The 11,656-nt window shown below is 66.8% G+C and carries 10 protein-coding genes; 2 read left to right on the forward strand and 8 right to left on the reverse strand.

What is annotated here, in order from left to right; all coding sequences use genetic code 11:
• Nucleotides 1-46 precede the first annotated feature (46 nt).
• The 7 genes from ACZ46S_RS10770 to ACZ46S_RS10800 form a co-directional block, all read right to left on the reverse strand.
• Nucleotides 47-1,414, reverse strand: a complete 1,368-nt coding sequence (locus ACZ46S_RS10770) for a hydrogenase large subunit (RefSeq protein WP_464061724.1) — start codon at nucleotides 1,412-1,414, stop codon at nucleotides 47-49.
• Nucleotides 1,411-2,862, reverse strand: a complete 1,452-nt coding sequence (locus ACZ46S_RS10775; RefSeq protein ID WP_464061725.1) for a proton-conducting transporter transmembrane domain-containing protein — start codon at nucleotides 2,860-2,862, stop codon at nucleotides 1,411-1,413. Before ACZ46S_RS10775 ends, ACZ46S_RS10770 begins: the two co-directional genes overlap by 4 nt.
• Nucleotides 2,859-3,518: a hydrogenase-4 component E gene (locus ACZ46S_RS10780; RefSeq protein ID WP_464061726.1), complete on the reverse strand. Its 660-nt coding sequence runs from the start codon at nucleotides 3,516-3,518 to the stop codon at nucleotides 2,859-2,861. The genes ACZ46S_RS10775 and ACZ46S_RS10780 overlap by 4 nt, the downstream gene beginning before the upstream one ends.
• Nucleotides 3,515-4,477: a respiratory chain complex I subunit 1 family protein gene (locus tag ACZ46S_RS10785; RefSeq protein WP_295743330.1), complete on the reverse strand. Its 963-nt coding sequence runs from the start codon at nucleotides 4,475-4,477 to the stop codon at nucleotides 3,515-3,517. Before ACZ46S_RS10785 ends, ACZ46S_RS10780 begins: the two co-directional genes overlap by 4 nt.
• Nucleotides 4,477-6,153: a proton-conducting transporter transmembrane domain-containing protein gene (locus ACZ46S_RS10790; RefSeq protein ID WP_464061727.1), complete on the reverse strand. Its 1,677-nt coding sequence runs from the start codon at nucleotides 6,151-6,153 to the stop codon at nucleotides 4,477-4,479. The genes ACZ46S_RS10785 and ACZ46S_RS10790 overlap by 1 nt, the downstream gene beginning before the upstream one ends.
• A gap of 107 nt (nucleotides 6,154-6,260) precedes the next feature.
• Nucleotides 6,261-7,241, reverse strand: a complete 981-nt coding sequence (locus tag ACZ46S_RS10795; protein WP_464061728.1) for a malate dehydrogenase — start codon at nucleotides 7,239-7,241, stop codon at nucleotides 6,261-6,263.
• 70 nt (nucleotides 7,242-7,311) lie between these two features.
• Nucleotides 7,312-8,184: a diacylglycerol/lipid kinase family protein gene (locus tag ACZ46S_RS10800; protein WP_464061729.1), complete on the reverse strand. Its 873-nt coding sequence runs from the start codon at nucleotides 8,182-8,184 to the stop codon at nucleotides 7,312-7,314.
• A gap of 169 nt (nucleotides 8,185-8,353) precedes the next feature.
• Between ACZ46S_RS10800 and ACZ46S_RS10805 the strand changes: the two genes are divergently transcribed.
• Nucleotides 8,354-9,259: a UDP-2,3-diacylglucosamine diphosphatase gene (locus ACZ46S_RS10805; RefSeq protein ID WP_295743317.1), complete on the forward strand. Its 906-nt coding sequence runs from the start codon at nucleotides 8,354-8,356 to the stop codon at nucleotides 9,257-9,259.
• A gap of 34 nt (nucleotides 9,260-9,293) precedes the next feature.
• A complete protein-coding gene (locus ACZ46S_RS10810; RefSeq protein WP_464061730.1) occupies nucleotides 9,294-10,301 on the forward strand; it encodes a glycosyltransferase family 4 protein in 1,008 nt (335 codons plus the stop codon).
• 83 nt (nucleotides 10,302-10,384) lie between these two features.
• Here ACZ46S_RS10810 and odhB read toward each other — a convergent pair whose 3' ends face one another.
• Nucleotides 10,385-11,602 carry a 2-oxoglutarate dehydrogenase complex dihydrolipoyllysine-residue succinyltransferase gene (odhB, locus tag ACZ46S_RS10815; protein WP_464061731.1) on the reverse strand — a complete coding sequence of 406 codons (1,218 nt, stop codon included), beginning with the start codon at nucleotides 11,600-11,602 and terminating at the stop codon, nucleotides 10,385-10,387.
• Nucleotides 11,603-11,656 lie beyond the last annotated feature (54 nt).

Here is an 11,656-nt window from a genome sequence, read left to right on the forward strand (position 1 = left end):
CTTCCCACCCCTCCGGCGGCTTTCCACCGCCCAAAAACTTTTGCGCCTATAAATCAACGCCTGAATAAGAGGCGTTGACGGATTTATTGATCAGCGGGAAATCCGCCAGAATCGCCGTGGTCGCGGCATGTTCAAGCAGCGGCCAATGCGCGGCGCTGGCATCCGCCACGAAGGCCTCCTGGATCTGGCCATTATCCAGCTTCAGCCAATGCCAGACCGGGCCGCGAAAACTCTCCGCCACCCCCAGCCCCATGCCGCTCTCTGGCGGCGGCGCGAAGGCCAGCGGCCCCGCCGGCAGCGTCTCCAGCAGCACCCGCACCAGCCGCACGCTCTCCGGAATTTCCTGCAGCCGGATCTTGATCCGCGCCGCCACATCGCCTTCCTGGGCGCGCGGCACGCTCAGCCCCAGCTCCGCATAAGGCGGATAGCCCGGCTCCATCCGCGCATCCCGATGCTGGCCGGAGGCCCGGCCGACAAAGCCGCCGGCATTGTAAGCGGCGGCCAGCGCCGGCGGGATGATGCCCGTCCCCATCACCCGGTCCTGCAGGCTGGCATAATCCTCGAACACGCGGGTCAGGCTGGGCAGCTCATCCTCCAGCGCGTCCAGCATCTCCTCGATCATCCCGCCCGCCCCCTCGGCCAGATCCCCCGCAACGCCCCCCGGCACCACCACATCCATCATCAGCCGATGCCCGAAGGCGAGCTTGGCGACAGCGCAGAAGCGCTCCCGCGCCAGGGCGAAGCGGGACTCCAGAAAGGCGAAGCCGGCATCCGCCGCGATCGTGCCGATATCGCTGACATGATTGGCCAGCCGCTCGATCTCGGCCATCAGCGCGCGCAGATACACCGCCCGCTCCGGCGCCTGAATCCCCAACGCCGCCTCCGCCGCGCGGGCAAAGGCGATGGAATGCGCCACCGTGGCATCGCCCGAAATCCTTGCCGCATAACGCGCCGCCTGGCGGGGGGATTTGCCGCGCATCAGCCCCAGCGTGCCCTTATGCGCATAGCCAAAGCGGCCTTGCAGCCGCAGCACCTGCTCACCCAGCACCGAGAAGCGGAAATGCGCCGGCTCGATGATCCCGGCATGAATCGGCCCGACCGCGACCTGATGCACCCCCTCGATCTCCGGCATCGGAAACTCCGGCCAGGGGCCGCGCCCGTCCGGCTCGCGGAAATGCTCCACCGCCGTACGAGGATCGGTGAAACCGACGGCCTTATGCCCGTTCAGATCCCTGGCCAGACGCTGAAACCAGCCCGCTCCCGGATGCGGCAGCGCCGGATAGGCGCCCTCGACCAGCGCCACCGCCACCAGCTCGCCCGGCTCATACAATGCATAGGCATGGCCGGCATCGGTCCAGAGCGCGATGAAATGCCCTTGATGCGCCACCCAGGCTTCGGGCGAAAGCAGCCTCATTGCAGCGCCCCCGCCGCCTGCCCCAGCAGCCGCACCAAGGCCGGTGGGGTGAGAAAGGCCAGCCCGACCACCAGCAGCAGATGCAACGTCACCAGATGCGCCTCCCACCCGGCCTTGCGGTAAGTCTCACGCGGCGCCGGGGCGAACAGCAGCGGGCCGATCTGCCGCAATATCGCCACCGCGCAGAGCAGCATGCCCAGCCCCAAAGGCAGCGACATCCAGGGATTGATCTGGATGGTCTGGCTGACGATGATGAATTCGCTGGCGAACAGCCCGGAGGGCGGCAGCCCGGCCAGGGCGAAGATGCACAAAGCCAGCAGCCAGCCAGTATATTTATTCACATGCAACAGCCCGCGCAGATGCGAGAAGGCATAAAATCCCGGCGCCGCCGCCCCGCGCAGCTGGGCGGCGCGAATCAGCGCCAGAAACAGGCCGGGCTTCAACAGGCTGTGCAGCAACATATGCAGCAACCCGCCAAACAAGGCCGCCGGCCCGCCAATCCCGAAGGCAAACGCCACCAGCCCGGATTGCTCGATGGAGGAGAAGCCGAAAAACCGCCGCGCATCGCGCCGCCGCGAAAACGAGAACGCCGCCAGAAACAAGGAGGCCACACCCAGCGTCAACAGAAACGGCCCCGGATGCATGGCGCTGCCCCCGGCCGCCGCATTCGCCTGCATCAGATGCCGGAAGCGCAGGATCGCCAGCAGCGCGACATTGATCAGCAGGCCGGAAAGGGCGGTGGTCAGCGGCGCCGGGCCTTCCGCATAGGCATCCGGCAGCCAGCCATGCAGCGGCACCAGGGCCGCCTTGGTGCCATAGCCGAACAGGATGAACAGAAAGGCCAGGGTCAGCAGCGCCCCATCCATATGCGCCGCCTGCCCGGCGAGGGCGGCAAAGCTCATCGCCCGCAGCCCCGGCCCCAGAGCCGGCTGCGCCGCCAGATAGACCAGCATGGTGCCGAACAGAGCGAGCCCGATCCCCACCCCGCCCAGGATGAAATATTTCCAGGCCGCCTCCAGCCCGGTGGGGCTGCGATACAGGCTCACCCCCAGCGTCATCGCGATGGTGCCGCCCTCCATCGCCGCCCAGAGCAGGCCGATATTATCCGCATAGAGCCCGAGCAGGCTGGCGCCGAGCACGATCTGAAACAGCGCATGATAGAGCCGCCAGCGTCGCACCGGCATCCGCGCCGCATCGCCCATCACGTAGGAGATGTTCACCAGCGACGCGGTGAGGCCGACAAAGCCGCTGACCGTGCCGAACAGCCTGGCCAGCGCATCCGTCGCCACCAGCCCGTCCCCGCCATAAGCGAACAGCGCCAGCGACAAGGCGAACGATACCGCGCAGGCGACAGCATTGCCGATCGCCCCGGCGCGCGGCCCGCCCGCCAGCCCCAAAGCCAGCGCCGCCAGAAACGGCCAGGCGATGACGATCCAGGCGAAGCTCATCGGCCGCGCCTTTCAATATCCTCAAGCCCGGAGAGGTCCAGCGTGTCGAAATGCTCGCGGATGCGCAGCAGGAACACCCCCACCACCAGAAATGCCAGCAGCACCAGCAGCGCCACCGAGAACTCCGCGACGAACGGCATCCCCGGCATGCCGATCGCCGCCAGCACCAGCCCGTTTTCCATCGACAGGAACCCGATAATCTGCGCCAGCGCATTGCGCCGCACGATCATCAGCAGCAGCCCGAGCAGCACCACCGAAAGCGCGATCGCCAGATCCTCGCGGGTGAGGGAGAGCGAGGCCTCGGTGCTGGGCAGCACCACCAGCACCGCGATGCCGATCAAGGCCAGGCCGAGGATCATCGACACCGCCATCGGCAGCGCCGTCTCCACCGCGCGGATCATGCCGAAACGCTGCACGATCTCGCGCAGCCCCCAAGGCAGCAACACGCCCTTCAGCGCGAAGGTGATCAGCCCGGTGAGGTAGAGGGCCAGCTCATGCTGGGCGAAGCCCTGCCAGAGCGCGGCGGCGGACAGCACCAGCGCCTCGCTCTGATAGAGCGTGATCATCGCCGAAAGCCGGCGCTGGGAGAGCTGCAGGAAGCCGCAGAGCAGGATGATCCCGCCCATCAGATGCGCCAGTGAGAAGGTCAGGCTCATGCGCCGATCCTCGCCGCGACGAACAGGAACACGCTGGCCAGCATGCCGAGCAGCAGCGCCGCCCCCAGGAATTCCGGCACCCGGAACACCCGCATCTTCGCCCGCGAGACCTCGAACAGGCAGAGTGCCGCCCCCATCATCGCCAGCTTCACCGCCCACAGCGCCAACCCGCCGGGCCAGGAGAGAATATCCCCGGCGCGGGCCATGCCGAAGGGCAGGAAGATGGTGCCGATCAGGTTCATCCAGGCCAGCAGCCGCAGCGCCCCGGCATAATCCAGCAGCGCCAGCAGCCGGCCGGAATAATCCAGCGCCATCGCCTCATGCACCATCGCGAGTTCGAGATGGCCGGCGGGGTTATCGGTGGGGATGCGCCCGGCCTCGGTCAGCGCCACCGCCAACATCGCCGCCAGCGCGAAGCCGAGCGAGACCGAGATGCCCAGATGCGCGGCGCGGAAATCATTGGCGATGCCGTCGATATTGGTGGTTCCGGCCAGCAGCGCGAAGGCCAGCAGCAGCACCAGCAGCGCGCCCTCGGCGAAGATGCCGAACAGCGCCTCGCGCGCCGCCCCGGCCCCGCCGAATCCGGCCCCGGTCTCCAGCCCGCCCAGCATGGTCGCGGCCCGGGCCAGGGCGAACAGCCCGACAATGGTGATCGCATCCGCGGCCGGGCCGGTGAGCAGCCCGGTGGCGAAGCCAGGGATCAGCATGACGCTGACCGCCATGGCCAGCATCGCCCCCAGCGGCCAGAAGGTGAACAGATCGGTCGCGGTATCCGGCAGAACCGTGCTTTTGCGCAGCAGCTTGGCGAGGTGCCAATAGGGCAGCAGCAAAGGCGGCCCGCGCCGCCCGAGCAGCCAGGCGCGTAATTTGTTGGTATAGCCGATCAGCAAGGGTGCAACGGCAAAGCAGAGCGCCACATGCAGGCAGGTGGCGATGAGGGCGAGGGCGAAACCGAGCATCAGCCCCCCTGCCCCAGGCCCAGCGCCAGCAGGAACAGCACCAAAGCCGCGAACACAAAGGCCAGACGCTCCCGGATGGTGGCGCGGCGCACCCGCTCCGCCAGCCGCACCGCCCGGCGCTGGCCGCGCAGCACTGGGCCGAGCAGGAAGCGCTCCGCCGGATCCTGCCCCTGGTCCTGCCCCTGGGCGCCGAGCAGCCCGCGCCCGAGCACCCGCGCCACCGGCTCGGCAAAGCCGGCGCCGCTGGGCTGGGTGTGCGGGTCGCCAAAGGGCAGCCAGGCCGGCGGGCGGCCGAAGCCGCCATGCCAGGCCGGCACCTCACGCAGGCCGCGCACGCCAAAGCGCGTCTGGATGAAGCCGGCGGCCAGCGCCGCCAGCAGCGCCAGCAGCAACAGGCTCAGCGGCGCGTAGGTCAGCGGCGGCGCATCCGCCTCCGGGGCCAGCAGCCGGATCACCGGCGTCATCACCCCCAGCAGCAGCCCGGGCAGCAGCGCCACCGGCACGCACAACGCCCCCAGCAGCGCCATGGCGATGAAGGGGCCACGCCTTGCATCCTCCGCCGCCGCCGCATGCAGGCTGCGCGGCCGGCCGAGAAAGCCGATGCCGATGATCCGCACCGCAGCCGCCAGCGCCAGGGCCGCGCCCAGCCCCAGCACCGCGAGCAAGGCGGAAAACCCGATCCGCGCCAGAATCCCGCCGCCCGAGGCCGCCTGGATCACCGCATGCAGCAGCAGAAACTCCGGCGCGAAGCCCGGCCCCAGCGGCAGCGCCGCCATGCCCGCCGCCCCCAGCAGCATCAGCGCGCCCAGCCTTGGCATGCCGCGCATCAGCCCGCCCAGCCAGTTCAGCGACAGCGTGCCGGTGGCGTGCTTCACCTCCCCGGCGCCGATGAACAAAAGCGGCTTGAACAGCCCATGCGCCACCGCGCAGAGCAACGCCGCCTCCAGCCCCAGCCCGGTCAAGGCGCCATCGCCCAGCGCCTTCGCCCGCAGCGCGACGCCCAGCCCGACCGCGATCAGCCCGACATGCTCGACCGTCGAACAGGCCAGGGCGGTTTTCAGCTCCACCTCCAGCACCGCCCGCAGCGCGCCGATCAGCACCGAGGCCGCCCCCGCCACCATCAGCATTGTGCCCCACCAGGGCTCTTGCGCCGGCGCCAGCACCACGAAGCCGTAGCGGATCAGCACATAGAGCGCGATTTTCACCATGCCGCCGGACATCAGCGCCGAAACCCCGGCCGGCGGGGCGGGATGGGCGCGCGGCAGCCAGCTATGCAAGGGTGCGAGCCCGGCCTTCGCCCCGGCCCCCAGCGCCACCAGCACGAAAGCGAGCGAGGAGGCGGGCAAGAAGATCGCCGGGATCAGACAGGCGCCGGAAAAGATCGCCACCCCGGCATAAAATGTGGCCGGCTTCACATCGCCCTGCATCACCAGCAGCCAGGAGGCCGCACTCATCAGCTCGAAGCCGAAAATCAGGGTGAACCCGTCCCCCGCCGCCAGGGTCAGCGCCATGCCGAGCACGAATACCCAGAAGGCGACGGAGCCGCGCATCCCCGCCAGCGCCGCCGCCACCGTCTGGGGCAGCAGAATACAGGCGAACAGGATGGAGAGCGCATCGAGATGCAGCTGCATCCCATGCCCTGGCAGGCCGAACATCAGGCTGAAGGAGGATCCCACATCTCCCCCCTACCAAACCAAGCCCCGCGCCGCCAACGGGTCCGGCGCAAAGAAAAAGGCCCTCCCGTCGCCGGGAGAGCCCTTTTTCGAAATCAGACTTTCACGGCTTACTTCAGCAGGTCGGCCACCGCGGCCTGTTCTTCCAGCAGCTCATTCAGCGTGTGCTGGATGCGGCCCTTGGCGAACTCGTCCATGGCGATGCCCTTCACGCGGGTATATTTACCGCCCTCGCAGGTGCAGGGCACGCCGAACATCACATCCTCGGGCACGCCGTAATCACCGTCGGACGGGATGCCCATGGACACCCATTTGCCGTTGGTGCCCAGCACCCAGTCGCGCACATGGTCGATGGCGGCATTGGCGGCGGAGGCGGCGGAGGAGAGGCCACGCGCCTCGATGATCGCCGCACCGCGCTTGCCGACGGCGGAGAGATAGGTGTCCTTGTACCAGGCCTCGTCGTTCACGACCTCCGGCATCGGCTTACCGGCAGCGGTGGCGTTGCGGTAATCGGCGAACATGGTCGGCGAATGGTTGCCCCACACCGCCACCTTCTCAATGTCCTTCACCGGGGTGCCGGTCTTCTCGGCCAGCATGGAGACGGCGCGGTTATGGTCCAGGCGCAGCATCGCGGTGAAGTTTTCCTTCGGCAGATCCGGGGCGGACTTCATGGCGATGTAAGCATTGGTGTTGGCCGGGTTGCCGACCACCAGCACCTTCACGTCGCGCTTGGCGACATCGTTCAGCGCCTTGCCCTGCACCTTGAAGATCTCGGCATTGGCGGCCAGCAGGTCGCGGCGCTCCATGCCGGGGCCGCGCGGGCGCGAGCCGATCAGGATGGCGATGTCGGCGTCCTTGAAGGCCACGCGCGGGTCATCGGAAGGGGTGACGGAGTTGAGCAGCGGGAAGGCGCAGTCATTCAGCTCCATGATGACGCCGTTCAGCGCCTTCTGCGCCTGCGGCAGATCGAGAAGATTAAGGTCGACCGGCGTATCCTTGCCGAGCAGGTCGCCATTGGCGATACGGAACAGGATGGCATAACCGATCTGGCCAGCCGCGCCGGTGACGGCAACGCGCACGGGGGTCTTCATCTCTTGTGTCTCCTTGCTTAAGGCTGGTTTCCCATAGACCCTCGGCCCGCCCCGTCAAGCCCTTCCCGGCTCAACCCACAATCAGCGAAATCGGGGCTTGCGCGCTCACCACGCCGCGCGGGAGGGCGGGCAGCGTATCGCCATCCGCCTGGGTGGAAATGCGCCCATTTGGAGCAGAAAATTCCACATGGCTGCCGGCCAGCACGCGCACCCCCGGACAGCGCGGCAGCAGCCCCAGCGGCAGCGCCGCCCCGGAGAGCAAAGCCGGCAGCGTGCCCGGCTTCTCAAACAGCACCACCTGGAAGCCAGGCTGCCCCGGCTGCGCTTGCGGCGCCAGCAGGTACGGCCCGCCATAAAGCCGCCCCTTGCTGACCACGACGCTGGCGGCCTGGTGCGTCACCCCATCCACGCTGAGCTGCACCGGCGGAAAATCATAGGCCACGGATTCCCAGACCGACTGCCAGACATAGGCCCCCTTGCCGATGGCGCGCTTGAGCAGCGGCCGCACCCCCTTCACCACCGCGCCATCGAAGCCCAGCCCCAGCATCTGCACGAACACATGCCCCTGCCCCGGCAGCTGCGCCACACCCGGCCAGAGCGGTTTGCAGCGTTTATAGGCGAGCGTGTTGGCGATGCCGCGCGGATGGGTGGAGAGCCCGTATTCCTTGGCCAGCACATTGGCGGTGCCGAGCGGAATGATGCCCAGCGCCGTATCGGTGCCGATCAACCCGTTCGCCACCTCGGCGATGGTGCCATCCCCGCCGGCGGCGACGACCATGAACGCCCCCTCGCGCGCCGCCTGGCGGGCCAGATCCGTCGCATGGCCGGCATGCTGGGTCTCCGCGACCTCGATCTTCACCCCGTTCTCAACGAGCAGATCCAGCACCCGCCACAGCGCCGCGGCCCGCCTGCGGCCCGCTACCGGATTGAAAATAACCAACATCAGGCGCCGCTCCGGGATCGTTTCGCAAAATTCCGTGATAGCGGCGTTCGATGACGCCCCCATGTCAGGAGCATGACATGAAAATGACAGTGTGATTTCGAAAATCCTTTGATTCCGTCATGGAAACTTCACTGTCTCCGGCGCCGTGCAACAGACTATTGCAACCGCCATGAACGCATCCAGCCCGATCCGTCCGACGCAGACGGCCTATCGCAGCGTCTTCATCTCCGACGTGCATATGGGCACGCGCGGCTGCCGGGCGGAGTTCCTGGCGGATTTTCTCAAGCAGACGAGTTGCGAAAACCTGTTTCTGGTCGGTGACATCATCGATGGCTGGCGGCTCAAGCGCAGCTGGTTCTGGGACAAGCATCATGACGAGGTGCTGCGGCTGATCCTGAAAGCCGCGCGCTCGGGCACCAACGTGGTCTACGTGCCCGGCAATCACGATGAGATGCTGCGCAAATATATCAGCCTCAATATCGAGATCTGCGGCGTGAAGCTGCAGATGGAAGCCGAACACACCACCGCCGACGGCAAGAAGCTGCTGATCACCCATGGCGACAGTTTCGACAGCGTGGTCCGCCATGCCAAGCTGCTCGCCTTGCTGGGCGACTGGGCCTACACCACGGCGCTGGTGGTCAACCGCTATTTCAACATGGTCCGCACCCGCTTCGGCTATCCGTACTGGTCGCTCTCCGCTTGGCTGAAGCTGCAGGTGAAGGAAGCGGTGAAGGCGATCGACAGGTTCGAGACCGCGCTGGCGGACGACGCCAAATCCCGTGGCTTCGATGGCGTGGTGTGCGGCCATATCCACCATGCCGAGATGCGCCAGGTGAATGGCGTGATGTATCTGAACGATGGCGACTGGGTGGAAAGCTGCACCGCCCTGGTCGAGCATTTCGATGGACGGCTGGAGCTGGTGGACTGGGTGGCGCGCAACAAGCTCTCCATGCTCGCCCGCCCGGCCCCAAAACTCAGCGTTGCCCCGGCGGCGGCGCTGCAGGCGGTTGTCGCCGAATTCACCGCCCCGCAGAGCGAGACCCCGGCGACGCATGTTGTATCAGCCAGCACCTGAAGCCGGGCTCGCTTATCCGGGCCTGAACAAAATCATGATCATCTCCGACGCCTGGGAACCCCAGGTGAACGGGGTGGTCCGCACGCTGCGCACCATCACCGCCGAAATGCGGGCGATGGGAAAAACCGTGGACATCGTCGGGCCGGACCGTTTCCGCACCATGCCGATGCCCTCCTACCCCGAGATCAAGCTGGCCTTGTTCCCGGGCGGCAAGCTGGCGCGGATCATCGAGGCTTTTCAGCCGGATGCGCTGCATGTCGCCACCGAAGGCCCGCTGGGCATGGCGGCGCGGGCTTACGCGAAACGGCGCGGGCTGCATTTCACCACCGCCTTTCACACCCGCTTCGCCGAATATCTGGAAGCGCGCACCCGCATTCCCTCGGCGCTGACCTATCGCTGGCTGCGGCATTTCCACCAACCCGGCTCCGGCGTGATGATGGCGACACAGTCGCTGCGTGAGGAACTCGCTGGCCGCGGCTTCAAAAATCTCCGCCCCTGGTCGCGCGGCGTGGATCTGGAGGCGTTCCATCCGGCGCCGCGTGAGGCGTGGGATCTGCCGCGGCCGATCTTCGCCTATGTCGGCCGGGTGGCGGTGGAGAAAAACCTGAAAGCGTTTTTGTCGCTGGATCTGCCAGGCTCGAAGCTGATCGTGGGAGACGGCCCGCAGCGCAAGGCGCTGGAAGCGGAATTCCCCGATGTGCATTTCGCCGGGGCCCGCCACGGCGCGGCGTTGGCGCAGGCCTATGCCGGGGCGGATGTGTTCGTGTTTCCCTCCAAGACCGACACGTTCGGGCTGGTGGTGCTGGAAGCCCTGGCCTCCGGCCTTGCCGTTGCCGCCTATCCGGTGACAGGGCCAAAGGATATTCTCGGCGAGGCGCCCGTGCCCGTCGGCGCGCTTGATGAGGATTTGCGCAAGGCCTGCCTGAAGGCCTTGGAAATCGACCGAGCGAATTGCCGGCCTTATGCGGAGCGGTTTTCGTGGCGGGCTTGTGCTGAGCGATTCATGGATAATCTAGTGCCGATGCGCGAGACCGCGCGGTAAAGTCGTGGGGACTTTTTGAAAAAAGTCCCCACACCCCCAAAAACTTTTGCAAATAAAAAAGGCCCCTTGCGGGGCCTTTTCTTTTAGATCGCCAGCAGCAGGCGGCGGGGATCTTCGATGCTCTCCTTGACGCGCACCAGGAACGACACCGCCTCGCGGCCATCGACAATCCGGTGATCGTAGGACAGCGCCAGATACATCATCGGGCGGATCTCGATCTTGCCGTCGACCACAACCGGACGATCCTGGATCTTGTGCATGCCAAGAATGCCGGATTGCGGCGGGTTGATGATCGGGGTGCTCATCAGCGAGCCATACACGCCGCCATTGGTGATCGAGAAGGACCCGCCGGAAAGCTGGTCCAGCTTCAGCGTGCCTTCCTTCGCACTCTTGGCGAAACCGGCGATCTCCGCTTCGATCTCGGAGATGCTCTTGGTCTCCGCATCGCGGATCACCGGCACCACCAGCCCATTGGCGCCACCGACGGCGATGCCCATGTTGACGAAGTTCTTATAGACGATCTCGTCGCCGTCGATTTCGGCATTCACCGCCGGGAACTCGGCCAGCGCCGCGCACACCGCCTTCACGAAGAAGCCGTTAAAGCCCAGGCGGATGCCCTTATGCTTCTTCTCGAACACCTCACGGTAAGAGGAGCGCAGCGCCATCACCGCGCTCATATCCACCTCGTTGAAGGTGGTGAGCATGGCGGCGGTGTTCTGCGCTTCCTTCAGCCGGTTGGCGATGGTCTTGCGCAGGCGGGTCATCTTCACCCGCTCCTCGCGCACATCATTGGCGCGCGGCGCCTTCGGCGTGGCGGCCGCCGGCGCGGCGGCCGGCTTGTTCAGGAACTCCTGCACATCGCCCTTGGAAACGCGGCCGCCCTTGGCGGTGCCGGTCACGTCGGCGGTGTTCACGCCCTTCTCGGCGGCCAGCTTGGCGGCGGCGGGCAGCGCGCCCACGCCGGGGCGGGCCACCGGGCCAGGGGCTTCCTGCTGCGGGCTGACGCCGGTCTTGGGTGCGGCGGCCTCGGCCGGCTCCTTCTTCGGCGCCGGGGCGGCGGAGCCCTTGGCGTCGATCATGCCCAGCACGTCGCCCGGGGCAACCTCGGCCCCCTCCTCAGCGGCGATCTCGGCGATCACACCGGCTTCCGGGGCGTTCACCTCAACGGTAACCTTGTCCGTCTCCAGCTCAACAATGGGCTCGTCCGCGGCAACGGCCTCGCCAACCTTCTTGATCCAGCGGGCGATGGTGGCTGTGGCAACACTTTCGCCCAGCGTGGGAACCTTGATCTCGGCCGACATGGAAACTCCTGCTCTCTTTTGTCGTAAACGGGGATTGGATCATTCAGGCTGATC

This window comes from Acidocella aluminiidurans (assembly GCF_055383125.1).